The following is a 26,730-nucleotide window of genomic DNA, read 5'->3' as shown; positions in this document are numbered from 1 at the left end:
CGACCATGCGGGCTACCAGCAGGGAATGACCACCCAGATCAAAGAAGTTGTCTCGCAACCCCACCCGCTCGACACCGAGCAGCTCCTCCCACACCAGCGCCACGCGACGCTGAACGACCGAGGCCGGCGCCACAAACCGCGCCACCACACCTCGCGCCGCCCCCGCATCCGGCAACGCCCCGCGATCCACCTTGCCGTTCGGCGTCAACGGCAACCGCTCCAACGCCACCCAGCCAGACGGCACCATGTACTCAGGCAATCGCCCCCGACAGAAATCCCGCAAAGAACCGGCCAGACCCTCACCATTCACACCGTCAACCGGCACCACATACCCCACCAGCCGCGCCGCCGGTCCAGCCCCCACCACCGACACCACCCCCGCACGCACCCCCGCGTGCGCCCGCACCACCGACTCCACCTCACCCAGCTCGATACGAAAACCCCGCACCTTCACCTGGTGATCAATACGGCCCACGAACTCCAAACACCCATCCGAACGCCACCGCACCACATCACCCGTCCGATACAACCGGCCCCCACCACCAAACACATCCGGCAGGAATCGCTCCGCCGTCAACGACGCACGACCCCAATACCCCCATGCCACCCCCGCGCCACCGATAAACAATTCACCACACACCCCCACCGGCACTGGCGCCAAACCCCCATCCAGCACGAACACCCGCGTATTCGCCACCGGCCGGCCCACCGACACAACCACACCAGCCGTCAGGCGGGCGAAAGTGGAATACGTCGTGGTCTCCGACGGGCCATAGAGGTTGTAGACGACCCGGTCGGGAGCGCCAGCCGTGAGCACACGGTCGACGAGTGCGGAGCCGAGCGGCTCCCCGGCCAGGTTGACGACGCGGACCGTGCGGGGCAGGCCGTCAGAATTCAACAGCTCCTCGATCGCCGAGGGGACCGTGTTGACCAGGGTCACGGCCTCTCGGGCGGGGAGCTCCGGCAGGTCAAGCGCGTTTTCGGCGAGGATGACGGTGCCGCCGCAGGCCAGCGGGACGAACAGCTCGAAGACCGACAGGTCAAAGCAGACCGAGGTGGTGGCCAGCACCCCCGCCAGGTCGTCCCGGCGGAATTCCTCCAACGCCCACCGGACCAGGTTGACCGCGCTCTGATGGGCGATGACGACGCCCTTCGGCCGCCCGGTGGAACCCGATGTGAACAACATGTAGGCGGCATCACCCGGACGCGGGCCGGCGGGAGGCTGGGCTGCGGGAGGCGCGCCGGCCGCGTCGACAAGCAGCTTGACGGCGTCGGTCCGCGGCAGGCTCGCCCGCAGTTCGCGCATCGTAAGGACCGCGCTCACCTGCGCGTCCGCGAGGATCATCGCGATACGCGCGCTGGGATAGCGCGGGTCCAGCGGCACGTACGCGGCGCCGGTGCGCAGCACGGCGAGCAGGCCGGCCACCAATTCGGCGCCCCGGTTCAGGAAGACCGCCACCCGGTCGCCGACGCCCACACCGAGCCCACGCAGCCGGGCGGCCATCCCGTCGGCCCGTTCCTGCAGCTCGGCGTACGTCACGACGTTCTCGCCGTGCCGCAGCGCTGCGGCCCGCGGCGTGCGGGCGGCCTGCGCCGACACCAGATCGTGCAGGCACGTGTCCGCAGGGAAGTCGCGGTCGGTGCGATTCCACTCGTCGAGGGTGCGTCGCCGCTCCACGGCCGTGAGGTTCGATAGTCGTGCCACCGGCACCGCGGGATGCTCGACGGCGTCGGTCAGCAGCGCGGCGAACCGCTCTCCCAGCGACTCGGCCACGCCCGCGTCCACACGCGAGGGGTCGAACTCGATCCGGCCGACGAGGGCCTCATCCGTGGAGGCGAGGACGAAACTGAGGTCGAACTGGCTGTCCGCCGCGGGCAGTTCTGCCGGGACGACCTCGAGTCCGCCGAGGTCCAGGTGGGCCCCTGCGGCGCCGACCGCGAAGGCGCCCAGTGAGGAGTCTCGCGCGGCTCTGAGGTTCTGCAGCACGAACATGGTCTGGAAGACAGGAGATCGGCCGAGGCTGCGGTGTGGACGGAGCCGCTCGACCATGACCGGGAATGGCAGCTCTCGATGGTCCAAGGCAGCGCCGAGGACGCGGGCTGTCTGCGTGACCAGCCCGTCGAAGTCCGGCCCGGCCGACAGATCGCTGCGGATCGCCAAGGTGTTCACCGCGTAACCCACGAACTCCGGCGAGCCCGGCCAGTCGCGCATCGCCACCGGAATGCCGACAATTACATCGTCCTGCCCCGTCAGGCGGTGCAGCAGCGCCGTATAGCCAGCCAAAAGCACGGTGAATACAGTCGTACCTCGGTCGGATGCAAACTGACGCACCCGCTCGGAGAGTTCCGGGTCCAAGGCGAACCCAGCGGCGGATCGCGACTGCCCGGCGGCCGCGGGGGCCGCGGGGGCCGGGAGGGATAGCAGCGGCAGTGGAGCGGCCAAATGCCGACTCCAGAACCGCCAGTCCTCCTCCCTACGTGGATTGTCCGTCTGACACTGCTGCCACCGAGCGTAGGCCTGGAAGTCGGCCGCCGGAGCGAGTTCGGCGGACCTGCTGTGCCGGCCGGCTTCGTAACAAACACGTAGCTCGCTCACCAGCATGGACAGTGACCACAGGTCGACCACGAGGTGGTGCGCGGCAAGAACTAGGTGGTGCGTGTCGGCGCCGGTTCGCAGGAGGCGAATCCGCAGCAGCGGTCCGCGCGCCAGGTCGAAGGGCTCGCTCGCGGCTCGCGCGAGTTCCGCCGCGAACTTGTCCTCGGTCCAGCCGATGGCGTCCCGGCTGGTGAAGTCGGGCTCCACCGCGAGGGGAACGTGCGGCGCCGGTTCTCCCTCCGCCGCCGGGAAGCAGGTCCGCAGCGCGTCATGCCGGGCCGTCAGGGTCACGAAGGCGTCGCGCAGGACCCTGACGTCCAGATCTCCCGTGAGGCGCACAGCACGGGAGATCACATACGCCGTGCTCTCCGGTTCCAGCTGCTGCAGGAACCACAGAGCCCGCTGGCCCTCAGTCATCGCCGGCCGAGGGGTGGCCACCGGTTCGGTGCTGGCCAGCCCGAGCGGCGCCGGCCGCTCCCGCAACCGCGCGACGATCTGCGCCGCCACCTTCTGGATGGAGCCCGTGAGAACCATTGACACCGGGACGCCGATGCCGATCTCGGCGCTCAGCCGCTCGGCCAGCTCGACCGCGCCGAGCGAGTCGAACCCGAGGGCCGGCAGCGGGGCGTCGAGCGCCGTCCGCCCGCGCGGCACGCCGATGTACTCGCTGACCAGCACCTGGAGGCGCCGCTCGAGCGCGTCCGCACGCGCGTCGGGATCGAGGGCTTCCCATGCCGCCGGAGTCCAGGGGCTCTCGGTTCCCGACGCCCGGTCGGCCGGCAGCTCGGCTGGCGTCAGCCGGGGCAGCTCGCCGGCGAGGTACGCCGCGCGGCAGGCCCGCCGCTGGACCTTGCCACTGGAGGTCTTGGGGACGGTCCCGGCTGGCACGAGAACGACGTCGTGCGCCGCCAGGTCGTGGTGCGCTCCGATCGCCGCGCGCACCGCCGCGGCCATGTCCGCCCAGTCGTCGCCCCCGTGGCGCCGATCGACCTCCTGTACAACCACGACAGCCTCGGTACCGGCCACGGTGACCGGGAACACCGCGACGCCGCCGCGCCGGAGCGCCGGATGGCTGCTCTCCGCGGTGAGCTCGATGTCCTGCGGGTAGTAGTTGCGGCCACGGACGATGATCAGATCCTTCTGGCGGCCCGTGACGAACAGCTCGCCGTCGAGGACGAAGGCCAGGTCGCCCGTGCGCAGCCACGCGCCGTCCATGTCCGTCGGCCGGGCGGCGAATGTCTCGGCATCTCGCGGCTGCGCGTTCCAGTAGCCGCTCGCCACGCTCGGCCCACTGAGCCACACCTCGCCGACGACTCCGTCGGCGAGCGGCATCCGGGTCTGCGGATCGACCACCAGCAGGCGCTGGTCGGGAGCGGTACGCCCGCAGCCCACGAGCGGCCGCCCGCCGGGCGCTGGCACACCCCGCCCAGCCGCGAGCTCGTCGACGGCGAACTCTCGTACCGTCGGCGGGTCGGCTCGGCGTCCACCGGTCGCGATCAAGGTCGCCTCAGCAAGGCCGTAGCAGGGGTAGAAGGCCTGTCGGCGGAAGCCGAATGGGGCAAAGACATCGGTGAAACGGTCGAGCGTCGAGGAACGCACGGGCTCCGCGCCGCAAAACGCAATCTGCCAGTCGGTGAGATCGAGGCCGCGGGTGTTCTCCGGGGTCGCGCGCCGTGCGCACAGCTCGAACGCGAAGTTCGGTCCACCGCTGACGGCGGCCCGAGTCTCGGAGATCACCCGGAGCCAGCGCATCGGGTCGCTCAGGAACGCCATCGGGGTCATCAAGGTGACCGGGAACCCGCCGTAGACCGGGCCGAGCACCCCGCCGATCAGTCCCATGTCGTGATACGGCGGAAGCCAGATTACGCCATGGCTCTGAGCGTCGAGTCCAAAGTAGTCGCTGATCAGCCCAAGATTGTGCAGCAAGTTCGCGTGGGTGAGCCGGACGCCCCGGGGGTCGCCTGTGGAGCCGGAGGTGTACTGCAGGAAGGCGAGGCTGGCTCCGCGGAGCGCTGCTGGCTGCTCGGTGTCAGGCATCCGGTCAGGCAGGGTGTCCGTCGCCAACCAGTCGACCTGGCGTAGCTCTGGCGCGTGCTCGGCCAGGAGGTCTCCGGCGAGGGCGGCGAGGTCGGCCGTGGTAAGCACGCACCGCGAGTCGGCGTCGGCGGCGACCGCGCGCAGCCGCTGTACGCCGCGCTCCCACCGCTCGAGATCGGGCGGGTAGACGGGGACGGCAACAACGCCCGCGTATAGGCAGCCAAAAAACGCGACGAGGTACTCAGGCCCTGGCGGGTAGAGCAGCAGCGCCCGGTCCCCGACGGCGAGGCCTGCCGCCCGGAGTCCCGCGGCGATCTGCTGGGCACGGCGGTCCAGCATGCCGTAGGTGGCATGTGTGCGCGCGCCGTTGCCGAGGTCGTCCGGTAGGAAGGTGAACGCTTCCCGATCCGGCTGCGCAGCAGCCCGCCGTCGCAGCACGTCGGTGAGGGTCTCTGGTAGGTCGGTCAGGCCGTCCGGGATGCGCATTGCGCCCCTCTCGTCTCCGCACGCGTCGCCGGCCGACGCCCTGCACAGTCCTCGGGTTGTCGTCGTCCGGGCCATGACAACCGCCTGCCAACGTGCTGTCATGACCTTAATGTCGCATGACAAGTTAGTCAATATGACTGTCATGAACAGGGCGAAACACGAGCGATGACCTTCCCGGGCGGCGAGGACACGCCGGGCGACGTGCTAGTACTGAGTCAAAATGACTCAGGGTGAGGCTGTCAGGGAGACCTGGTGGACGAGCTTGCGGGTCTGGTGTTCGGGGTCCTGGCGGCGCTGGTGGTAGTCGGGGCCGAGGTCGCGGTAGGTGGTCTGGTCGTGGAGCAGATGCCAGGCGATCATGAGCATGGCGTGGGAGACCGCGACGAGAGCGTGTTTGCTGCTGCGGCGGGTGGCGATCCGCCGTAGTGGGCGGACAGGTAGGTGGTTCTCGACCGGGAGGCGGAGGAGGCGCTTCCCCGAGTGCTCCGCGCAGCCAGGTGTCGTCGCGGCGGGTGCGGCCGGAGTAGTGTTTGCCGGCCGGCTCGTTGTTCCCCGGACACAGTCTCGCCCACGACGCCACGTGCCCGGCGGTCGGGAACCGGGTCATGTCGCCGCCGGTCTCGGCGATGTTGATCTGCGCCCTCGGCGATCTTCGCCGGGGGCATGCCTTGGGCGGAGAGCAGGATCATCTGCGCCCGCCGCCACGTCACCACCGGCCCGCTCGAGCGGCGCACGATCCGCAACAGCCTCTGCCCCATCCGGATCGATCTTCCGGACCCGCACCCGTTCGCCACAGCACGGATCATCGACCCGACACCCAGACCGCCGAGGCAAGCGACTCGACGCGTCCTCACAATGGCGAACCTTGCCGGATGCGGCACTAGCATGGTGGTGCAGAGGGAGGCGTGGTGGTGGTCGAACTGGCCACTGAGCGCATCACACAGAGCCGATCTTGCCGCGCATCCCTTGCGGGCCAGCTCGCAAGCACGTGCGGGTCGCGTTCGCCGGCAATCAGCACGTCGAGCATCGCCCGGCTGGAGACACCGAGGATATCGGAGACGAACACCGATGGCGTGATCCCGGCGTCCTCCAGCACTCGGTGCAGGCGTTGGACTTCGCGGATGTGTTCTTGGGTGACGACGGTGCGGTAGCGGGTCAGATCGCGTCATCGTTGGATGGGTGGAGGTGGGACGAAGCTGGGGCGGACCAGGCTGTTCGATCAGCAGGGCGGAGTTGGCGAAGTCGGTCGTCCAGCCGGGTACGTTGCGCAGTGCCGGGCGTTGAGGAGCTGGCAGTCGAAGGCGTCCCCGAGCAGGTAGAACACCGGCTTCCATCCCTACCAAGGTCACCTCGTGCGCGGCCAGCCAGTCCCGTATTTCCAGCAACGTCGGAGTGGTCGTGGTGAACGGGTGAACCTCCTGCCAGCGGCATTTCCCCAGGCCAGGGATCCGGACACAGGCGTTCACATCGGCCTTGCCAATATCGAGACCGGCTCACCGCTCGGCGAACGTCCCCACTGGACATCTCCCACGATGCATCAGGCGGGACGTCCGGGACGACCCGCCAGGCCAACAAGAAGCTGAGTCACGTGCTCGCAGCAACAGTCACGAGTGCCTGAGAGCGGCCTCCGGCCGCCTTCGTCGACTACCCGTTCCGGGAGTTCCCCGTGCCTGCCATGTGCCGGGTCCCCAGCCTCGTAGCCGAGATGGTCCCATCTCTGCCAGCAGGACCCGATCGAAGACGGCCTTCGTCATCTTCTTCAGCAGGCCATCGACCCCGTCGATTGGCGTACCGATCTTCTTCACGTCCTTCAACAACGCGTCAATCAGGTCCGGAGAGAAAGCCTCGGAGAGCCGGTGCGCCGCCCTCATGTCATCTGCCTGAACTGGTAGCTGTTCACGTCGGTTGGGTTGCGGCCTTGTAGATCTTGTTCGGTGATCGTGTGGCGTTCGCGGGCCGGTGGGTGATGATCGGATAGCGTCCGGGACGTGGAGTCAGGCGGCCGTCCGACGTACGAGGAACTCGTGCGTCTGCTTGCGGACCGGGACGCCACCATCGCCGCCCAGGCGGCCACGATCGCGGAGCAGGCGCGGCCGGTCGAGCGGCTGGTCGGGCAGGTGGAGCAGTTCACCGACAGGGTCCGCGAACTGGACCGCCAACTCGGCAGGGACAGTACGAACTCGTCGTGGCCGTCGTCGTCGGACAGCCCGTATACGAAGAAGAAGGCCAAGCCCCGGTCGTCGCGGACGTCGACGGGCCGGCCGAGGGGGGTGGCCCGGCGCGGCGGGCGCGACCCGTCAGATGGTCGACGACCCGGACGAGACCCACACGATCGACCCGTCGTTATGCGCGGACTGCGGGTTCCCACTGGCCGGAGCGCCGAGGCTCACGACGCGGCGCCACCAGATCTTCGACCCGCCGCCCCCGCCACGCCCGTATGTCATCGAGTACCGGATCGTGACGCGGGTCTGCCCGTGCTGCGCGGCGACGGCCGAGGGGCTGACACCCGTCCCGCTGGCGGGCCGGCTTGTCTGGGGCCCGCGGATGCTCGCGCGAGCGGTGTGGCTCGTGTGCGCGCGCCGCCTCCCGATCCGCCGCGCCGCGGCGGTCCTGACGGTGATGGTCGGCGCGACGGTCTCCGCCGGCTGGGCCGGCGGCGTGCGCGCCCGCGCCGCGCGGCTGTTGGAGAACACCTTCCTCCCGCACGTGCGGACGTTGATCGCCGCCGCGCCGGTCGCGCACGCCGACGAGACGACCGCCCGCGCCGACGGTGCGCTGCGCTACGTCCACGTCGCCGCTACCGACTACCTGACCGCGATGCACACCGGTGACCGGACCGCCGAGGCGATCGACGCCGGCGGGATCTGGCCGGCGTTCACCGGCGTGCTGATGCGTGACGGCTACAACGGCTACACCCACCTCACCCGGGCGCTGCACGCTTGGTGCGGCGCGCATTATCCGGACGTCGCGGTTATGCGGACCTTAGGACGGTTGACGCTGGTTGCCGGGCGTGCGACCTGGTGCCGGGTTGGGATATTTAGAGGCTTTCGAGGAAAGCGAGGAGCTGGTCGGGGGGCTGGTAGCGGCCGGGGTTGGTCGACGGCGGCGTGGTCCTGTCCACTGCCCGCTGTTTGAGTTCGAGGTCGGCTTCCAGGTAAATACGTGTCGTGGTCACGCTCTCATGGTCCCAGCCACAGCGCGATGACGGTGACATCGACGCCGGCGTGCAGCAGGCGCATCGCAGCGGTGTGACGCAGCACGTGAGGGGTCACGATCTTGCCGGCCAGCGAGGGGCAGTCCGCGGCGGCGTGGTGGGCGATGCGGCGGGCGAGGGCATCGCGGCTGAGCTGTTGCCCGGTGCGGTTCGGGAACAGGACGTCGGCCGGGGCGCCGCCGCGCTCACGGGTCCAAGCGTGCAGGACGGTGATTGTGTGGCTGGTCAGCGGGGTGACCCGGTCCTTGCGTCCTTTGCCGTGGCACCGCAGGTGCGCTGCGGTGCCCAGGTTCAGGTCCGCGAGGGTCAGACCGGTGGCCTCGGACGCGCGTAGACCCGTCTGCGCCATCGTGACGATCAGGGAGTGGTCGCGCCGGCCTGTCCAGGTGGTTTGGTCCGGGCTGGCGAGCAGCGCGTCGAGCTCGGCGTCGGTGAGGTAGGTGACGATCGTCTTCTCGGAGCGTTTGGCTGGAATCGCCAGTACCCGGGTGATGCCGGCCGCGTGTTCGGGGTGGCGCAGGGCCGCGAAGGCAAACAGGGAGTGGATCGCGGCGAGCCTCGCGTTGCGAGTCCGGGCGCTGTTGCGCCGGTCGGTCTCGAGGTGGTCGAGGAATGCCGCGACCAGCGGCGCGTCCAGGTCGGCGAAGTCGAGGCGGCTCGCGGATTTGCCGGTGCGGGCAGTCGCGAAGACCAGCAGCATCCGTAGGGTGTCGCGGTAGGCGGCGATCGTGTGCTCGCTGGCCTTGAGCTGGCGGACGAGCCGGTCGGTGAAGAATGCCTGCATCGTGCCGGCGATCGGCGTCATCCCGCGCCTCCTCTGTCCGAGGGCGGGCTTCCGCCTGGCGGACGGGTCTCGAGCCGGCGCGCGGCCTCCGCGAGCAACTCCGGCGCTGCGTCCAGATACCAGTAGGTGTTTTTCGGATCGGCGTGTCCGAGGTAGGCCGACAGCAGCGGCAACCGGGCAGCGACGTCGCCGCCGTCGCGATACCAGCCGAGCAGGGTCGCGACCGCAAAACTGTGCCTCGTGTCGTGCGGCCGGGGTCGGGCCCCACCCGGGCGGGCGGTCAGCCCCACACGGGCAGCCAGCAGGCGGAACTGGAAGTCGATGCTCACCGTGAGCAGCCGGCTGCCCGGGTTGGAGACCAACAGCGCGGGGCTGATGGGCTGGGGGTGGATCGCGTCACGGGTGTGCTGGTAGGCCCGCAGCGCCGCGACCGTGGTCGGGTGCAGTGGGAGCTGGCGGGAGCGTCCGTTCTTGCTGGCGCGCACGGTCAGCAGCCCGGCATCCGGGTCGAAGTCACTGTCGTCGAGGCGGGCGGCCTCGCCGATGCGGATGCCGGTGACCGTGAGAAGGCCGATGAGGGTCCGGTAGGTCGCCGCCGTCATCGAGTAACGCAACGTGTCCGCGGCGGCCATCAGCGCGGCGATGTCGGCATCGGAGTAGAGGTAGGGCACCGCGCGGCTGGAGCCCTTGGCGAACAGGCCAGGTGGCGGGACCGGCACCGCCGGGTCGAGGGTGTGCAGGTAGCCGGCGAACCCCCGCACGGCCCCCATCCGCATCCGCAGCCAGCTCGGGCCCGCCTTCGCCGGGGCCGTGACCCAGTCGAGCACGTCGTCGATGGTGAAAGCCCCGGTGCCGCGCTGCTCGAGGAAGTCGAGGAACTGAGCGAGCAGCTTCTCCTCCCGGGCGAGCCCGAACCCGAAGGCCCGGCGCAGCGTCAGGTAGTCGCCCAGTGCGGCACGCAGCCCGGTCACGACAGGCTCCCCGGCCAGGGCCGGGCCAGCGCCCGCAGCGCCTCACGGTCGACCTTCGCGTAGATCGCCGTAGTCCCAGGTCGCCGGTGTCTCAGCACCTGGCCGACCTCCGCCAGCGGTGATCCGGCGCGCAGCATCCCGGTCGCCGCGGTGTGCCGCAGCCGGTGGGCGGTCACCGGCCCAAGACCGGCCCGCCGCCCAGCGGCGATGACCGCCTGGGTCACCCCGGTGCTCGTCAGGCCCCGGTGCGGTGCCTTCACCCGGATGAACACCCGCCGGTCGAGCGCCGTCGTGGGACGGCCGTCGCGCAGGTAGCCGGCGACCGCCTCCCCGACATCGACCGGCAGCGGCAGCCGGTCGACCCGGCCGCCCTTGCCGCGCACGATGACCTCGCCCCGACGCCAGTCGAGATCGCCCAGGCTCAGCGTGGCGACCTCGCCGGCGCGCAGCCCGAGCCGGGTCATCAACGTCATCATCGCCAGGTCCCGGCGCCCGGCTGTCGTGGCCTGGTCGCAGGACGCGAGCAGCCGTGCCGCCTCGTCCGGCTCGAGGAACCGCGGCAACTGTTCCCGCCGGTCGGCGACCTTCGGCACCGCATCGACGAGCAGGTCGGGCACCAGGCCGTCGTAGTGCAGGAACCGCAGCAGGCCGCGCAGCGCGCTCGCGGCACGCTGGACCGACTTCGCCGGCCGGACCCGCGCGGTGTCGAGCACGAACCCGGCGACGTCGCCGCGGGTCAGACCAGCCAAATTCAGGGCACCGTCTGGGCCGGCGCGGACGGCCACGAACGGCCGCACGAGAGCGACGTAGTCCTCGGCGCTCTCCGCCCCCAACCCTCGCTCGCCGAGCAGGTAGTCACGAAAGCGCGCGAGCAGGCTGTCCACCGCGGAGCCGGCCGTCGCCGCCCGCGGCGGGGGCGCGGCGCCCAGAGAACGTAGGTAGCCGAGCAACGGTTCGAGGGCCTTCGGCGTGAGCCACTGCGCATAGCCCGCGGCCCGCCGGACCTGGAGAAACTCCTCCGTCACGGTCGACGACAGCCCGGTGACCTCCGTACCACGGTCCGCCATCCAGCGGCTCAGATGCGCGGCCAGCCGCAGCTGGTCACGCGTCGCGAACGGCGTGAAGCCGAGCCGCCGCAACTCCTCGACGAACCCGGCCGCATAAGACTCCAACGGGCCCACGACCCGGACACCCAGCAGGTTCTGCATGACCCGACCTCCTCACCGACCGGCAAGAAGATCGTCAGTTGCTGGTGAATTTATATGTCGACTTCACCCACGGAGACCACACAGAGACCATGCGACGTCCACTGACGTCCGCATAACCGCGACGTCTGGATAATGGGCGTTATGCTGACGTCAGCATAACGCGCACACCCTGCGTGACCTGCGGTCCATCCACGACGGGGATCCGGCCGGGCAGGTCTGGGCCGACGCGATGGCGTCCACCCTGCTCGACGCCCACCACGCCGCGTGCGCCGCCCGCGACGCCGGGGCGAACGCGCTCGCGCCCGAGGCCGTCGTCCTCATCCGCAACCACTACCGCGGCGCGCTCGCCCGCGGCGAGACCGACAACCACGGCGACCGCTCCTCACTCGCCCACGACGCCCACACACTGATCCGCCGGATACGCCGCGAGGAGGACATGATCCTCCGCTTCGTCGTCGATCTGACCGTGCCCTTCTCGAACAACCAAGCAGAAAGGGACGTCAGGCCGGTCAAGGTCCAGCAACGCACCTCCGGTGGTTGCTGGCGGACCCTGGCCGGCCTCGTCGACTTCGCGGTCGTGCAGTCCTACCTGTCGACCGCGACCAAGTGGGGCCTCGACACCCTCGACGTTCTCGAACGACTCTTCACGACCGGCCCCTGGCTACCGCCCGCCGCTGAACCCGGCTAACGCGGCCAGCCTGCCATACCGCCAAACGAACCCCGTGCGCATCGCGCACGGGGCACTCCGCCTGCCCTGCCGATAAGCGCCAAGCGCACCGCCTACCACCCGAGCTGAACAGCTACCTGAACTGACGTGTTTGCACCTATTTGGGGTCTATATCTGACCTACCTAATAACGGGTAGATCGACCTTGACTCACCTCCGGCTCGCACTGTCGCCATGCCATGACACGCCCGCCGAGCGGGTGTACGAGTTCCCGGTCAATGTGGCGCACAGAGATCTTGACGAGGCCCAGTGTGCCAGCCCGCCACCCAGCGTCCGCGACCCGGCTGACCGGCACATTCCAGTCACCGACCAGCTGGCCCGCCGTGACCAGCGCCGCGATCAACAGCCGCCCGCCCCACACCGCCAGCGGCGTGTTCTCGACGAAGCCGACCCGGGAACGCCCCGCGTTCTCACACCCCTGCCGCCTCTTATGCCAGGCACCTGCGCCGCCGCAGCCACCAGGTGGCGCACCGCGTGCCCGGCCGTCTCCCGCACCTGCCCCGGCACCTCGCCGCAGCCCAGACAGCAGACCACCGTCCCCGACCGCCGCCGTCATGTGCACCGTCAGCGGCCCGTCCACTTCCCGCTCGGCGAGCTCGACCTGAAGAGGCCAGCCGGGAGCCCCAGCAAGCCGCTCAGCGTACAACCCGTACCCCGAGACACGAAGAGCGATAAATCAGTGGCAACACGGGGCCTACTCAAGCTGCACCCGAATGGACCTGTCGTTACAGGTCGCGGGGTACCGGGGTACCGGCCCTGTCGTGTTCGCGACTGCTGGCGAGGCGCGCTGTGCGCGTTGATCAATTCGCGACGGTACTCCACCATCCCATTTCCGAGTGTGCGAGCGCTGGGTGACGCGGTCACCAGCCATGTGACGACCGTTACCAATCAGCCTTCTCCGATCACGCGTCAGACCGATGAAGATCAGAATCCTGGCCGCGCGCGGCCAGGCGGCCCAACGGACTGCTCTTCGCCCCGCCCTGGAACAATATTGCTGCCAGGTCGGCGGGCTGAGAGTACTGTGTCACAATGCCACCGGAACGCAGCGTACGGCACACAGACACCAGGGAAGTAGATCTTTGTGTCGGCGCTACTGTCGGTATCCGCGGGCCGGCCTGACGAGATTCGTGCGCTCGAACGGGAGGATGAGGATCTTCAGGTGGACCGATTGCTTCTGGTCGATCAGCCGCCCGCTAGGGGATCTAGTTTCCAACCCAAACCTGCAGCCTCCCGCCGGTGAGCTGGCCAGGTCAGCAGCGCTCGCAGGATCCATTGATGACGATGACACCGCGGCTATCGCCGCGCTTCTGGCGCGGTGACTTTCTGTGAGCGGAGCAGGGGTCCAACGACTGGGGGAAACGTGCGACCACTCCGATTCAGAAACTGTTCCAACACGCCATTGACTGAAGCGATACCGATGCCGCAGGACCGTCCACCCGCTCTCCCATGGCTATCCAACTGCTATGATGTCCTGGTTCATTCTCCGCCGGTCGTCGTACCTGATGTGACCGCCTGCGAGGCCCGCGCCGGAGTGTGGCTACCCGCCTACGAACTTGGTACAGTACTACTTGAGTACGCGACCCGCACCGCAGATAGCATCCGGCTGGATCAGGCCATCGCACTGCTACGCGTCGCTGGCGCTGTCGGTCCGGAGACGGGTGAGGACTACGCGGCTAACTCGCATCAACTTGGTCGTGCGCTGCGGACCAGGTTCGATCGTCACGGTGACCTCGCAGACCTGAACATGGCGATCTCCGTCCTGCAGCAGGCCAGAGCAGGATTAGCCGCCGCGCGCTGCGAACGGTCGACGGAGTCTCTGGCCCGGATTCTCGATCTGTTCTGCCAATGCCTGCGGCGCCGCTTCGAGATCACCGGTCGGCTGGACGACCTGGACGTCGCGCACGAAGCGCAGGCCGCGTCCCGCGAGTTGTGCCGGCGGTCCTACTCTCAATGAGAGCGGCCGCTGGGCCGGGTTCCGGGCGCCGTGTGCGCGATGACGGAGAGGCAGCAAGCGATGGGGAGGCAACCTGCCCTCGGGCATCGCCTGAAGGCACTGCGTCTACGACGTGGGCTGTCCCAGACGGACCTGGCCGGCAGCGCCCTGTCGGCCAGCGCCGTGTCGCTGCTGGAAGCTGGGCGCCGCGAGCCGTCATGGTCCACCATTGAGGCGCTGGCCGCGAGGCTGGGCTGCCAACCGGAGTTCCTGGCCGACGGGGTCGACCTGCTTGGTGTCGACGACGAATCACGCCTGGTCGCCTTGGGTGAGGTGGCGCTCCAGGAGTTCGACCCGGAGTCGGCGACGCGGCGCTTCGAGCAGGTGCTGGCCTTCGGCGTCACTGACCCGATGCGCATGATGCGGGCCCGGCTAGGGCTGGCCGAGGCGGGGGTGTCCGCGGGTCGGGGTGACGACGCGGCCGAGGCGCTGGCTCGGTTGAACGAGGAGTTCGAGACGCAGCGGATCGCGGTGCCGCTGGTCGTCCAGATCACCACCGCCAGAGTGCAACGGGCCCGGGGCCGGGTGGATGACTGCTGCAGGACCGTGCACACCGCACTCGCCCACGTCGACCACCTGGGCCTGACTGGTCTGCGGGAACACGTCGAGCTGGGTATCGTCGCCGTCGGCGCGGCCGCGGACAGCGGCGATCTCGCGAACGCCGCGGCGTATGCCCAAGCCGTGCTTGACGCTGTCGGGCCGGTACAGTCACGGACGGTGCAGTCGGCGGCCTATGCACGGGCTAGTGACCTGGCTGCGGCGGAGGGCTGCACGCTGGAGGCGCTGTACCTCGCCGAGCGTGCAGCACACCTCGGGCGCGAGGGCAGCGGCATGAACGCTCCGGCGGCCATCCGGATGTCCCTTGCCTGGCTGCTGCTGCGGCAGGAGGCGCCGGATCCGGTGGCCTCGCGGGCGCTGCTCTCGGACGCGCGCCACGAGCTCGAGAGCATCGGCGACCTGAACACGCTGGTCTGCTGCGAGACGCAGCTGTCCCAGGTTGCCCTCGCCGAGAACGACCCAGACGAGGCGGCGCGGTGGGCCCAGCTTGCGCTCGGGCGGGCCGGGCCTGAGGTCGGTGACCTAGAGCTAATCCATGCCAGAATCGCCCTCGGTGAGAGCCACTTCTCCGCGGGAGCGCTAGCGGAAGCCCTGAAGTCGTACGCCCATGCCGCGCAAGACCTGGACAAGTTCGACGACTCACGCAGGACCGCGGCGGTCTGGAGCGAGCTGGGCCGCCTGTTCCAGCAGATCGGTGCCGCTGACGAGGCCCTGCGCGCGTACAGCCGGGCGCTGAACGCCAGCCGCTGAGGGCAGCCGCCCGGCATGACAGCATCCTGTCATGCTGTTGATGGGGTGCCGTCGGACGGCGTCGAGTCCCCGTAACACGCACATCAGCAGCGATGTCGCCGAGGCGCTTGCGCTCGTGGCCGCATCTGTTGTAATTTTCCTGTCACAGACCTGGGCGCAACGTTAGTCAATTGCAACGGAGGCTCGCCGATGGGGCGTACTTGCGCTCGCGACTGGCTTGTGCCGGTGACTCTGTGACAACAGCCGAGACGCGACGCCCTGGACGGCGGAGCGCCCACCCAGCGCCCAGGCCGATCCTGGAGAGCGCTCGCGGACGTCGCCATGCGGGGCGAACCCGCGCCGGCAATCCCGTGCATCGACAACTGATGAAGGAGAAATGGGATGACGACCGCCTCCCTTGCCCCCGCGGGGCTGACTGCGGGCATCTGGAACATTGACACCGCCCATTCCGAGGTGTCCTTCGTCGTCAGGCACCTGGGCCTGTTCAAGGTCCGCGGCTCGTTCGCGGCATTCGAGGGAATGCTCACCGTGGCCTCGGAGGTCACGGAGTCGGTCGTCGAGGTCGAGGTCGATATGAGTTCGGTCGATACGCGCGACCCCAATCGTGACAACCACCTGCGCTCGCCGGAGTTCTTCGACGCGGCGCAGTACCCTAAGATGACCTTCCGCTCCACGGCCCTTCGGATCAATGCCGAGCGAGCGTGCCTGGTCGGCGATCTGACGATCCGCGGGGTGACCCGCCCGCTGGAGCTGGAGGTCGAGGCCGTCGGCATACTGACGGACCCGATGGGTCTCACCCGTGTTGGATTCGTCGCCCACGGAGAGCTCCTGCGCAGCGAGTTCGGTATGGCGTTCAACATGCCACTGAGCGACGGCGGCGTCATGCTCAGCGACAAGGTACGGATCGAACTCGACATCCAGGCTGTCCGGCAGGCCGACCTCGACGTGAGCTAGGCTGGAATGATGTTGCTGCTGCGGCCACGGGTCCGTCCCTTGGCGGTGCTGGCTCCCTAGGGAGAAATCGCTCGTTGGGCGACCAGGTTGTCGAGATCATCGATGATGTTGGCCGCCTGGCTGACCTGGGTCCGCGCGGTGCGCAGCGCGATACTGAAGATGCCACGGTTGGGGTCTACTCCGGGCCGTAGATCTCCTACGTGACACCGTTCTGGGTACGCGCCCGCAGGACCGGCCGTCGAGGATCGTGGACTTCACCTCGAGGAACGCGGTCTCGATCAGCCGCCGGTCGTGATGGAGTCGGATCAGGTCGGCGGCGGGGATCGCCGGGTCGAGCACGGTGGAGACCAGCTGGTAGTAGCCAGTCCTCCTACCAGCATCGGTGGCGGTCGTGATCTCGCAGCGGATCACCTGAACGTCGAGTTGGCCGGCCCGAGAGCGCCAAGAGCCGTCCCGGTAGACCTCCCCGGCTGGGAGGAGCCGGTTGTTGGTGCCCCGGACCAGTACGTCCGTCTCGGTCGCGGCGATCTTCTCCAACAGCGGCTGGCCGCCGAAGTTGCGGTCAGCGAGCACGATCATCCCGACATGCAGGCTGTCGAGGAGACGGGCCGCGCAGGTCGGTTGGCCATCGGACGTAGGCGCGAACACCGAGTCGACCACCCGCGGATGCCGGAGGCGATCAGTACGACGAGACGGATCCAGAGAGATTCCAGTTCACAGTAGCGAGATCGATCGCACCGAATCGGCTCTGGCCGCGGCGTCGCCCCTACGCGCGGGCCTGAATCTGCTCCGGCAGATCTTCCATAAGGTCGGGGCGGGTTGATCTCGATGGCCCTACGGGTGGAGGTGCTGATGCCGGAAGCTGGGTCGAATCTGCTCATCCGTGAGCGACTGGTACTCACGGTTCTTCTTGCCGTGCAGTTTATGCTGATCTTGGACGTGTCGGTAGTCAGTGTGGCGATGCCGGACATCCAGCGCGGCCTGCGGATCGGCGCTGGCGACCTTCAGTGGGTCGCCACCTCCTACACGCTCGCCTTCGGAGGTCTTCTCGTAGCGGCGGGAAGATTCGGCGACATGTTCGAGCGCCGGCGGATGTTCATATTGGGCACGGCATTGTTCACCATTAGTTCACTGGCCTGTGGTTTGACCTGGCAGGCGTGGCAACTCTTCATCGCCAGAGGGGTTCAGGGAGTCGGGGCGGCTATCGTCTCCCCAGTGGCTCTGTCCCTGCTGACGACGAGTTTCGCCGAGGGCCAGAAGCGTGACAGAGTTCTCGGGTTATGGGGCGCGGTCGCATCCGGCGGTGCGGTAGTCGGCCAGGTGGCAGGCGGCGTCATCACTGATTTTCTGGGCTGGAGGTGGGTCTTCTTGATCAATCTTCCCGTCGGGATCTGTGCCTGTGTCGCCGCGTACCTTCTACTTACCAGAGAGACGGGGCAGCGAGAAGCGAGCCTCGACATCGTCGGAGCGTTGACGCTGACGATCGGCTCGGTGCTCGCAGTCCTAGGGATCAGCCATATGGCGGATCACGGCGCCGACGCGACGACCTCGGGCGCATTCGCCGCAGCGCTGGTCTCGCTAGCCGCCTTCGCGGCACAGGAGCGCCGGCACGGTGATCCGCTGATTCGGTTCGGGGTCTTCCGCAACCCGAGCCTGGTTGGCGGTAACCTGCTTTCCATCGTAAATGGCGTGGTGGTGATGACTGCCATCTTCTTCTCGACCATCTACATGCAGCATGTTCTTGGCTACTCGCCCGTTGAGGCCGGGTTGGCCTTCGCCCCGGTCACGGTCGTGATCCTGCTCATCTCAAGCCAGACCGAACGCCTCGTCGCCGCCTATGGCGTTCGCACCCTGCTCGTCGCCGGCGCCCTGTTCAACGTGGCGGGGATGCTTGGGCTCTTGATGATGCGAATCGACGGCAACTACTGGAGCACCGTGCTGCCTGGGCTGATGCTTCTCGGAACTGGCCAGGGGTTGGCCTTCGCGCCGGCCACAATAGCGGCTACGCGCGGCGTGCCCGACGATGAGCAGGGCCTCGCGTCCGGCCTGGTAACCACATCCCAGCAACTCGGTGGTGCTGTGGGCTTCGCGGTCCTGGCGACCGTCGCGGCGGCAACGCTCCCCGATCCAGCGACGGCCGACAACGTCGCACTCATTCACAGTTTCCGTATCGGCTACCTCGCCGGGCTGGCACTTCCGCTGCTCTCGGTGCTCGTGGCGCTCATCCTGATCCCCGGCAGGGCGCCAGAATCTAAGGTCGCGGCAGAGCCAATTCCCCCCAAGCCCGCCGAGAAAAGCAGGAAATCTCACTCGAATCTCTAGTACTAATGAGTGTTGATGTGTGGAGGCATGTCGACCATAGTTCCTCCAAGGCCAGGCCAGGCCAGGCCGGTTTCGGTGAGGAAGCCCAACAGCAGCGCGGGCTGGTACTGCAGCCGTTTCAACCCGTGAGTGGCCGCCTAGCAGACCTCGTCGAGGGTGCGGGCGGCGGTCAGGTTCACCACGGCGGTGCGCTTGAGCTGGGACCACGCTCCCTCGGCCGGGTTCAGCTTAGGGGTGTAGGCCCGCAGCAGCACCATGCTCACCCAGCCAGCGTGCTACCGCAGGAGCGTGGTTATCTTCGCCTGCCGGTAAATGTTCACCTGATCCCAGACCAGCACCAACTGGCCCTCTCGGGAAGCTGCGCGTGCGGGGCGGCCAGCAAGTCCCGGGCAGCGGCCCAGCCGATGCCTTCCGCCCGCCACCACCGCGCTAAGCCCGGGCCCGGTAGAACGGCGGTGGTCGCCAGCCCGGCCGGTAGCAGACCATCCCGACCAAACTCACCCGGCCGTTGCCGCCCCGACCGGGGTACACCGCCGGCGTCCGCCCACGCCGACCCCACTTCCGACCACGTAATAGCACCGCCGGAGAGCCACATGCGTAGATAGATGCCCCGCGAGTTCCGGAAGCGCCCCGGAGAACCGAACCGGCACTCAAGCCGGAATCGCGCTCCAGCCGACTTCACGCCCGGACTCTCTGCCTTGCCCTGGACGAAGGTCCCCCCACCGCCTTGTCGAGACCTGGAACGCGAAAGCCACTAAGCTACGTGCCGGTATCGACTTTCCGCACGCCACCCAGGCCATTCAGATCACCCGCCACCGAGCCGCCGCTGCAAGCCAGCCACCACCGAAGCCGTCCACGCAATCACCAGTCTGCCGACCCACCAGGCCAGCCACGACCTTCTCACCAGCCTCACCCGCGGCCGCTGGTCCATGGAGAACCGGCTGCACCGGGTGCGCGATGTCACCTACGACGAGGACCGCCACCAAGCCCGCACCGGCAACGTACTCCAGATCACGGCCAGCCCGCGCAATCTCACGATCACCATCCTGCGCCTGACCGGAACCGCCAACAATTCGACGTGAGAGTTCACCCCACGACGGCTGTTCTGCGCTCTGGAAGGCAGCAAGTACGCGGCGATCACTGCGGCCGGTCAGGACGCCAGTTGGCTGGTCGCGAGATGCAAGGACCGGCCCAGATGTCGCATCGAGATCACAGATTAGTGTCGGGCTGCTCTCACTCAACTTGAAGTTGACCCGATTCTGTTCACACCTGGGCTCTTAAAGATAATGGCCCCAGGGAGGAGTGCAGGTGCCGAGATCAAAACCGCCGTGCATTGCAGATTTCCGCCGGCATTTGGTAAATCTTGTCCGTGCCGGTCGGATACCCGAGATCCTGTCGAAGGAATATGGCCCGCCGGGACAATTGATCCGCAGCGGGGCCCAGGACGTCTCCCGGGAGGAAGATGCCGCAGTGGATGAGCTGACCACAGCCGCATGCGAGGAGTTGAACCGTCTCCGGAAGGAGAACCGGCAGCTCCGCGAGGAACGCGACATCCTCCGTGTGGGCGATCTCGTTATTCCCCAGGGGTTGCGAGCAGGTAATTCCCCAGGTGGCCCGTGGTGTTGATGTTAGCGGGTGGTCTCGGTGGCCGGGGGGATCGCGGCTGTTCGTGGGCGTTTGTTGGGTCGGTAGCTGTGGCCGTTCATGAAGATCTGGTGGCTGGCGTTGACGAGCCGGTCGAGCAGGGACTCGGCGACGACGGGGTTCGGGAACAGCGGGTACCAGTCGACGGGTGACCGGTTCGACGTCAGGATCATCGACTTACCGGCGCGTTCCCGGACGAGTTCGTAGAGGTCGTCGGCTTGGGTGGCGGTGAGCTCGCGCATCGCGAAGTCGTCGAGCACGAGAACGGCGGGTCGGGCGAGTTCGGCCAGGCGGCGGGTCCAGGTGCCGTCGGCGTGCCCGCCGGCGAGGTCGGCCAGAGCGCGGGACAGGGTGGTGAAGCGGACGTCGGCGCCGGTCCGGACGGCTTGGTGGCCCAGCGCCTGGGCGATGTGGGTCTTGCCGACGCCGACGGGGCCGAACAGGATGACGGACTCGCCGTTACCGAGCCAGCGCAGGGCGGCGAGGTCACGGATGGCGGCGGCGGGCAGCTTCGGGTTGGCGGTGAAGTCGAACCCTTCGAGGGTGGCTTGTTCGGGGAAGCGGGCGCGGCGTAGCCGGCGGGCCAGGGCGGTGGCGTCGCGGCGGGTGATCTCGTCGGTGCAGAGGACCTGGAGGAACTCCAGGTGGCCGAGCTGGCCGGCGGCGGCTTGGGCGAGACGGGCATCGAGGGTGTCGAGCATCCCGGACAGTTTCAGCGCGCGCAGCGTGGTCTGAAGGGCGGCGCGGTCGACGACGGCGGGCGGAAGGGNGGNGGTCATGGTCGGGTGTCCTGCCTGCTCGGTGGCGGCTGGGGGGATCACGGTGTTCGCGACGCTGGTGGCCAGGGCCGGCGGGTTCGGGCTGGTCACGACGCCTCCTCGGCCGGGTCGGGGCCGGTCGTGGTGGCCGGGTCCGTGCCGGTGGCGGTGGGCGGGACGGCCAGGGGGATGACGTCGGCGAACAGCGCCTGGGGGCCGTGGAGGAACGCCGCCGCTCCGCCGTCCCCGCTGCTCGGGGGCGCCGGAGCGCGCTCGGTGCCGGCGGCGAGGATGCCCTTGACGGTGCGGTAGGACGGATCCCCGACCGTGATGGCCTTGACGCAGGCGGCCTCGAGCCTGCCCGGGTCGTGCCTCTCGGCGAGGCCGATCACCCCTTGGGCGGCGCGCAGCCGGTAGAGAGCGTTGTCGGCGAGTAGGGCGGCGATCAGCTCGACGCAGGCCGGGCCGATCTTCTCGGCCTGGGTGCGGCACCAGGTCGGAGTCCGCAGGTGGAAAGCGATCTTCTCGGGTGGGTAGTCGTTCAGGTCGGTCTGCTTGCCCCTGTCCTTGCGAGGATGGGTCTTGACGAGCTGCCCGTCGACGAAGAACTGGACCATGGCCGCGGTCTGGCGGGCGTGCACGGTCTGCCCGAGGTAGCGCCAGGGCAGGGAGTAAAGGACACCGTCGACGCGGGCATGGATGTCCGGGCCGACCTTCGCCGTCGACCAGCGCGCCGCCACGAACGGTGCCGGCGGCAGCGGTCGCAACGCCTCCCGCTCCGCCGCGGTGAACACCGCCAGCGGGGCGGCGCCGTCCAGTGGCCGGCACGCCCGGGCACCTGCGACCTCGATGCACCAGGTCAGGGCGGCCGCGCGCATCTCGGGCAGCGAGGCGAAGTCCCGTCCGCGCCAGAAACTGTCGCGGACGTAGGGCATCTGCCGCTCGACGTGCGGCTTGTCGCGGGGCTTGAACGCCCGCGCCGGATCGATGAGCACCCCGTAGTGCGCGGCGAGCTCGGCATAGGCCCGGTTCAGCTTCGGATCGTAAAGATCCGAACGGTCCACCCCGGTGCGCAGATTGTCCGGCACGAGCCGGCCCGGCGCGCCACCGAAGAAACCGAACGCCTCGACGTGCGCGACCGTCCAGGCATGGGAGTCCATGGTCAGAACCGGTCGGACGAACATGTGCCGGGAGAACGCGAGCACCATCACGAACGCCCACACCGTCCGCCGTCGCCCCGACACCGGGTCGGTCCACATCCCGAGCCGGCCGTAGTCGACCTGGGCCTGCTCACCCGCCTCGGTCGGGGTCAGCGCGCGGACGGTCACCTCCGCCCGGCGGGCCTCCTCGGCGACGTTCGCGCGAATGTAGCGGCGCAGCGAGGCCACCGACACCGCCAGGCCATGCTCGTCGACGAGCCGCTGGTGGATCGTCGACATCCGCACCCCCGCCCTCAGCTGGCCGGTGATGAACTCGTGATGGGCGCCGATCGCCGGCCACGTGACCTGCCGCAACCGAGTGTCGGCCAGCTCCGGGAACCAGCCGCGCACCCGCGCGGCCCATTCCGTCTCCGACAGCCCAGGTCCGCCCGGGGTCAGACCGGCGGCCTCCGCCGGGGCCAGGTACTTGCGGATCGTCTTGCGGTCCACGCCCAGACTCGCCGCGATCTCGTTGCGCGACCGGCCAGCGTGCCAGTGAACCAGGATCTCCACAATGTCGATCACTTCGAAGGTTCTCCTCGCCATCGCACCCCCCGCCTGACCTGCGCAGACGAGGAGCAACTGTGCTCCAACGGGAGGACCACCCCAAGCCCGACACGCACCCCGTCCCCCCGGGGAATTACGTGATCCGGCTGGGGAATTACGTGACCGTCAGCCCCTCACGACTGAGGAATTACGTGATCGTCCACATCCGTAAGGCCACGATTTTTTACGCGTGGCCTGTCCTGTGATGTGCGGCCCCCCGCCGGGTCACGGCCGGACGGCTGTGTGGCCTGATAGGAGCCTGCCTGGTGCCCAGGGCCGCGGCAAAGTTGCTGGTTAGCAACTGATCTTCTTGATTGTTTCGAGTGGTCGTTGTGGTCGGCGGGCGTGGTGGCGTAGCGCTTGGGCGATGTTGGTGGTGCCGGTCAGGCGCAGGATGGTGATCGCGAGGTTGCGGAGGCTGGCCATGACCTGGGGTGCGTTTCCGGTGCGGGCGCGGTGGTGGTCCTCGTCGTAGGTGACGTCGCGGACCCAGTGGAGCTGGTTCTCGATCGCCCAGTGCCCTTGGGCGAGTTCGGCGAGTTGGGCCGGGCTGGCCTGGTGGGAGGGCAGGCTCGTCACCGCGTGGATGGTCTCGCTGGTGACCGCGCCGCTGGTCAGCGACCGGCGGCGGCGGGTGATCCGGACGGCCTGGACGGCGTGCGGGAAGTCGATCCCGGCGCGGATCTCGGTCGCCTTCACGGTCCGGCGTTCGGCGCGGCCGTGGCCGCGGCTGGTCGTTGTCGACGCGGTGCGGACCTTCGTCCAGGGCAGGGCCGTGAGCTGGGCGTGCAGGGTCGGCCGGTTCGCCTTGACGACCATCAGGTAGTGGGCGCCGCGCTCGACGAGCCAGGCGGCGGTGTCGTCCTGGGTATGCAGCGCGTCTTATGGTGACGTCTTCGTTATGCCGACGTGCCGTGGTCGCCGCTGGTGGGGGCGGTGGCCACGGCCGTGAGGTCGGGATAATGCAGAGGTTTTCGAGGAAGCTGATGATGGGGTCTGGTGGCTGGTATCGGCCGGGGGTTGTTCCGGCTGGCGCGGTGCGGGCGAGGGCTTTCTCCTTGAGCGCGAGATCGGCGTGGATGTAGATCTGGGTCGTCGCGACGTTCTCGTGGCCGAGCCAGAGCGCGATGACGGTGATGTCGACGCCGGCGTGCAGTAGCCCCTGGGAAGCCACCCGCGGCCCGTCGCCCACCGAAACCTGACTTCGCCGGCCTGCCTCTGATCGACGGCATACAGAGAGCCGGCGGCCCGACTCCCTCTGCGGGGGCCGGGCCGCATTTAGCATGATCATTGTGGTCGCGATGTGGGCGCGGACAACGCGGTCAATCCGCGCGGGGCACGTCCGGGCACTACGCGCCGCCAACCACGCTGGTAACGACTTTGTCGACCTTTGGCGGCGGACACCTGGCCAGGCCTGCTTTTAACGTACTGGCGGAATAGGTCAGAGCGCGGCTCCCCCGCGCCGTTCCCTCCGCCAGGGGCCGCTTCGGCGCAGCGGCCCGGCCCTCACACGGCGGCCGGATCCGTGACGACAAGCCGGGCCAGATACGCGGCCGTCGGCCCGCCCGCGGCGGCGATCTCCTCGGGCGGGCCCTCCGCACAGATCCGTCCGCCGGCATCCCCGCTGCCCGGTCCGAGATCGACCACCCAGTCGGCGGCCGCAGCCACGTGCAGGTCGTGTTCGGCGAGGACCACCGTGCTTCCAGTATCGAGAATCGCGTCGAAGGTATTCACCAGCCGCTGGACATCGTCCGGGTGCAGCCCGGTCACCGGCTCGTCTAGCAGCACGAGACCCGGCCGCCTGCCCCGAGAGCCGCGGGTGAGCGTGGCCGCGAGCTTCAGGCGCTGGGCCTCGCCGCCGGATAGCTCCGTGGAGCTCTGCCCCAGTTGGAGGTAGCCGAGCCCGACCTGGCGCAGGGTCCGCAGCACCGCAGTCAGTGCCGCAGGCTTCGTCAGAACCTCGGCGGCCTCGTCGACGGTGAGAGCTAGGACCTCGTCGACGGAGAGGCCGCAGTACCGGACCGAGAGGACGGCCGGACCGAACCGCCGGCCGGCGCACGCCTCGCACACCACAGTGACATCCGGCAGGAAATGCATGTCCACGGAGCGGAGGCCGTAGCCGGCGCAGGCCTCGCAGCGGCCCCCGCCGGAGTTGAAGGAGAAGTCCGCGGCGCTGAGGCCCTTGGCGCGGGCCGCGTCCGTGTCCGCAAAAAGCGCTCTAATGGAGTCGAACGCCTTGGAGTATGTCGCAGGATTAGACCGTGGCGTGCGGCCAATCGGTTCCTGGTCGACCAGACTGACCCACCCAACGGCTTCCCCGCCGCGCAGACTCCCGAGCGAGCCGGACCGTCTGCCTTCGATCACAGTGGCGACACCGTCGCCGAGGCAGTCGCGAAGCAGGCTGCTCTTCCCGCTGCCACTGATCCCGGTCAGGCAGGTGAGCACACCGAGCGGGAGCCGGAGCTCGGGCAGGTGCACGTTGTGGCTGCGGGCGTCGAGGAGGGTGAGCCAGCCGAGTGCCGGCGCGCGGCGAGGCCGCGACACGCGTGGCTTCACACCGGACAAGTAGGGGGCCGTCCGCGACTGCGGGAAGTCGGCCAGCTCCGCCGGCGGGCAGGACGCCACTAACGTTCCGCCGCGCTCGCCAGCGCCCGGGCCGATCTCGACGACCCAGTCCGCCTTGGCGATGAGTTCGGTATCGTGTTCGACGAGCAGGACGGTGTTCCCTGCGTCGCGAAGGCCGCAGATGATGTCCACTAGGTGCACCTTGTCCGCCGGGTGCAGCCCGCTGGTCGGCTCGTCTAGGACGTACACGATCCCGGTGAGCCCGCTGGCGAGTTGCCCAACCATCCGGGCACGCTGCAGCTCCCCGCCGGACATCGTCGGGGCCGGCCGGGAGAGCTGGATGTGGCCGAGGCCAAGCTGACCGAGCAGCCCAACCCGGCCGGCCAGCTCCGGCACGAGCGCCTGCGCGACCTCGCGCTGGATCGACGTCAGATCGGTTTCGATCCTGGCGAGCCACCCTGCGGCTTCGCTGACCGGGCGCCCGACGACTTCCGCATAGGTAAGACCGCCGACCCGCTCGGTCCGGCTGTGGACGCCAAAACCGGTGGCGCCACATTCAACGCAGTCCACCATGCGCATGTAGGGGAGATAGCGCTGCTTGGCGCTTTCTGTCTTCGCCGCGGCGAACAGCCGTTCCACGTCGGCTACCGCGCCGATCAGGGGCTTGGACCAGCGGACGGTGACCTCGCTGTCGGAGTTCTTGTTCGGCAGGTCGATGCTGACATCCACGGCCTGGTCGCCGGTGCCGTGGAGAAGCGCATTCCTGAACTCGGCCGGCAGGGTCCGCCAGGGCTGCTCGAGATCCGCGCCGTACCGCCCGGCGAGGAAGGGCACGGCGGCCTGCTCGCCGGACCGGAACCGGTCGAACCAGGTGGACGCGCCCTTGGCCAGCGGTGCGTCAGGATTGACGATGATGAGGTCAGGATCGGCGCTCAAGGTGACCCCGGCCCCGCTGCAGGCCGTGCAGCCGCCGTCGGCGCTGTACCTGTCGAAATGGGAGGACGAGAGCTCGGCGACCTTGTTTCCGCCTCCGGCCAGCGACGGTATCCGCGAGTACAGCAGCCCGAGGTAGGCGTCCACGCCTGTGAGCGTGGCCAGCGTGGACCGGCTGTTCCGATTGAGACGCCGCTGGTCCACGGCCAGGGTCGCGCCGAGGCCGGTCACCCGGTCGACCTGGGGTCGGTCGCGGGGGGAGATGTACTGCCGGACGAACGGCGCCAGCCCCTCGATGTAGCGCAGCTGGGCCTCGGCGTGCAGCGTGTCGATGGCTAGCGATGTCTTGCCGCTGCCACTGACCCCGACGAAGGCGACGACGGCATCCCGGGGAAGGGTGACGTCCACGCCACGAAGGTTATGGGTGCGCGCGCCGGTGACGGTGATCCATCCGGTAGTGCTTGCGCGGGACGCTTGCGTTGCCAT

Annotated in this window: 16 protein-coding genes and 7 pseudogenes; 8 read left to right on the top strand and 15 right to left on the bottom strand. The window is 68.7% G+C overall.

What is annotated here, in order from left to right:
- The coding region (locus BMG523DRAFT_RS16615; protein ID WP_160323726.1) for a non-ribosomal peptide synthetase at positions 1 to 5,119 on the bottom strand (5,119 nt) is incomplete at its 3' end.
- 252 nt (positions 5,120 to 5,371) lie between these two features.
- Between BMG523DRAFT_RS16615 and BMG523DRAFT_RS26575 the strand changes: the two genes are divergently transcribed.
- Positions 5,372 to 5,545, top strand: coding sequence for a hypothetical protein (locus BMG523DRAFT_RS26575; RefSeq protein ID WP_162839486.1), 174 nt, complete (start codon positions 5,372 to 5,374; stop codon positions 5,543 to 5,545).
- A gap of 55 nt (positions 5,546 to 5,600) precedes the next feature.
- Here the strand turns inward: BMG523DRAFT_RS26575 and BMG523DRAFT_RS27445 are convergent.
- The 3 pseudogenes from BMG523DRAFT_RS27445 to BMG523DRAFT_RS26570 form a co-directional block, all read right to left on the bottom strand.
- Positions 5,601 to 5,747, bottom strand: a pseudogene (locus BMG523DRAFT_RS27445) (transposase); the annotation flags it as partial.
- Between the two features lie 13 nt (positions 5,748 to 5,760).
- Positions 5,761 to 5,902: pseudogene (locus BMG523DRAFT_RS27440) on the bottom strand (IS630 family transposase); the annotation flags it as partial.
- An 864-nt stretch (positions 5,903 to 6,766) separates the two neighbouring features.
- Positions 6,767 to 6,990: pseudogene (locus BMG523DRAFT_RS26570) on the bottom strand (transposase); the annotation flags it as partial.
- Positions 6,991 to 7,143: 153 nt separating this feature from the next.
- On the opposite strand from BMG523DRAFT_RS26570, the pseudogene BMG523DRAFT_RS16605 reads away from it, so the two are divergent.
- Positions 7,144 to 8,074, top strand: a pseudogene (locus tag BMG523DRAFT_RS16605) (transposase); the annotation flags it as partial.
- 82 nt (positions 8,075 to 8,156) lie between these two features.
- Here the strand turns inward: BMG523DRAFT_RS16605 and BMG523DRAFT_RS16600 are convergent.
- From BMG523DRAFT_RS16600 to BMG523DRAFT_RS16590, 3 genes and pseudogenes are all read right to left on the bottom strand, one after another.
- Positions 8,157 to 9,138 (bottom strand): annotated as a pseudogene (locus BMG523DRAFT_RS16600) (tyrosine-type recombinase/integrase).
- Positions 9,135 to 10,088, bottom strand: a complete 954-nt coding sequence (locus BMG523DRAFT_RS16595) for a tyrosine-type recombinase/integrase (RefSeq protein ID WP_043591546.1) — start codon at positions 10,086 to 10,088, stop codon at positions 9,135 to 9,137. Before BMG523DRAFT_RS16595 ends, BMG523DRAFT_RS16600 begins: the two are co-directional and overlap by 4 nt.
- Positions 10,085 to 11,296, bottom strand: a complete 1,212-nt coding sequence (locus BMG523DRAFT_RS16590) for a site-specific integrase (protein WP_043591544.1) — start codon at positions 11,294 to 11,296, stop codon at positions 10,085 to 10,087. The genes BMG523DRAFT_RS16595 and BMG523DRAFT_RS16590 overlap by 4 nt, the downstream gene beginning before the upstream one ends.
- Before the next feature lie 160 nt (positions 11,297 to 11,456).
- Here BMG523DRAFT_RS16590 and BMG523DRAFT_RS16585 point away from each other — a divergent pair.
- Positions 11,457 to 11,984, top strand: a pseudogene (locus BMG523DRAFT_RS16585) (transposase); the annotation flags it as partial.
- 162 nt (positions 11,985 to 12,146) lie between these two features.
- Here BMG523DRAFT_RS16585 and BMG523DRAFT_RS16580 read toward each other — a convergent pair.
- On the bottom strand, positions 12,147 to 12,668 hold the full coding sequence (locus BMG523DRAFT_RS16580; RefSeq protein ID WP_133056793.1) for a hypothetical protein: 522 nt from the start codon (positions 12,666 to 12,668) through the stop codon (positions 12,147 to 12,149).
- Between the two features lie 858 nt (positions 12,669 to 13,526).
- Here BMG523DRAFT_RS16580 and BMG523DRAFT_RS16575 point away from each other — a divergent pair.
- The 3 genes from BMG523DRAFT_RS16575 to BMG523DRAFT_RS16565 all read left to right on the top strand — a co-directional run bounded on the left by BMG523DRAFT_RS16575 (position 13,527) and on the right by BMG523DRAFT_RS16565 (position 16,277).
- The gene (locus tag BMG523DRAFT_RS16575) at positions 13,527 to 13,976 is read left to right on the top strand and encodes a hypothetical protein (protein WP_035912865.1); all 450 of its coding nucleotides are present in this window, start codon (positions 13,527 to 13,529) and stop codon (positions 13,974 to 13,976) included.
- A 60-nt stretch (positions 13,977 to 14,036) separates the two neighbouring features.
- On the top strand, positions 14,037 to 15,323 hold the full coding sequence (locus tag BMG523DRAFT_RS16570; protein ID WP_035912867.1) for a helix-turn-helix transcriptional regulator: 1,287 nt from the start codon (positions 14,037 to 14,039) through the stop codon (positions 15,321 to 15,323).
- Between the two features lie 381 nt (positions 15,324 to 15,704).
- Positions 15,705 to 16,277 (top strand): YceI family protein, encoded by a 573-nt coding sequence (locus tag BMG523DRAFT_RS16565; RefSeq protein WP_035912870.1) that lies wholly within the window; start codon positions 15,705 to 15,707, stop codon positions 16,275 to 16,277.
- Between the two features lie 96 nt (positions 16,278 to 16,373).
- On the opposite strand, the gene BMG523DRAFT_RS16560 is transcribed toward BMG523DRAFT_RS16565, so the two are convergent.
- Positions 16,374 to 16,937, bottom strand: coding sequence for a transposase (locus BMG523DRAFT_RS16560; protein WP_051623908.1), 564 nt, complete (start codon positions 16,935 to 16,937; stop codon positions 16,374 to 16,376).
- 180 nt (positions 16,938 to 17,117) lie between these two features.
- Between BMG523DRAFT_RS16560 and BMG523DRAFT_RS16555 the strand changes: the two genes are divergently transcribed.
- A complete protein-coding gene (locus BMG523DRAFT_RS16555) occupies positions 17,118 to 18,599 on the top strand; it encodes an MFS transporter (protein ID WP_160323725.1) in 1,482 nt (493 codons plus the stop codon).
- 137 nt (positions 18,600 to 18,736) lie between these two features.
- On the opposite strand, the gene BMG523DRAFT_RS27025 is transcribed toward BMG523DRAFT_RS16555, so the two are convergent.
- Positions 18,737 to 18,862: a hypothetical protein gene (locus BMG523DRAFT_RS27025; RefSeq protein ID WP_255353888.1), complete on the bottom strand. Its 126-nt coding sequence runs from the start codon at positions 18,860 to 18,862 to the stop codon at positions 18,737 to 18,739.
- A 666-nt stretch (positions 18,863 to 19,528) separates the two neighbouring features.
- Between BMG523DRAFT_RS27025 and BMG523DRAFT_RS25405 the strand changes: the two genes are divergently transcribed.
- The gene (locus BMG523DRAFT_RS25405; protein ID WP_160323724.1) at positions 19,529 to 19,681 is read left to right on the top strand and encodes a hypothetical protein; all 153 of its coding nucleotides are present in this window, start codon (positions 19,529 to 19,531) and stop codon (positions 19,679 to 19,681) included.
- Positions 19,682 to 20,227: 546 nt separating this feature from the next.
- Here BMG523DRAFT_RS25405 and istB read toward each other — a convergent pair.
- From istB to BMG523DRAFT_RS16530, 5 genes and pseudogenes are all read right to left on the bottom strand, one after another.
- Positions 20,228 to 21,022: an IS21-like element helper ATPase IstB gene (gene istB, locus BMG523DRAFT_RS16545; protein WP_051623910.1), complete on the bottom strand. Its 795-nt coding sequence runs from the start codon at positions 21,020 to 21,022 to the stop codon at positions 20,228 to 20,230.
- 86 nt (positions 21,023 to 21,108) lie between these two features.
- Entirely contained in the window at positions 21,109 to 22,725 is a 1,617-nt protein-coding gene (gene istA, locus BMG523DRAFT_RS16540) for an IS21 family transposase (RefSeq protein ID WP_235463197.1), read from the bottom strand.
- Between the two features lie 315 nt (positions 22,726 to 23,040).
- Positions 23,041 to 23,622 (bottom strand): ISAs1 family transposase, encoded by a 582-nt coding sequence (locus BMG523DRAFT_RS16535; protein WP_152569692.1) that lies wholly within the window; start codon positions 23,620 to 23,622, stop codon positions 23,041 to 23,043.
- Between the two features lie 91 nt (positions 23,623 to 23,713).
- Positions 23,714 to 23,917 (bottom strand): annotated as a pseudogene (locus BMG523DRAFT_RS27435) (integrase); the annotation flags it as partial.
- Between the two features lie 335 nt (positions 23,918 to 24,252).
- Complete coding sequence (locus BMG523DRAFT_RS16530) at positions 24,253 to 26,730, bottom strand: excinuclease ABC subunit UvrA (RefSeq protein WP_043591542.1); 2,478 nt, start codon at positions 26,728 to 26,730, stop codon at positions 24,253 to 24,255.

It is taken from the genome of Frankia sp. BMG5.23 (assembly GCF_000685765.2).
GTDB lineage: Bacteria > Actinomycetota > Actinomycetes > Frankiales > Frankiaceae > Frankia > Frankia casuarinae.
Note: the sequence above shows the minus strand (reverse complement) of the source record. Positions and strands in the feature narration are given on the sequence as shown.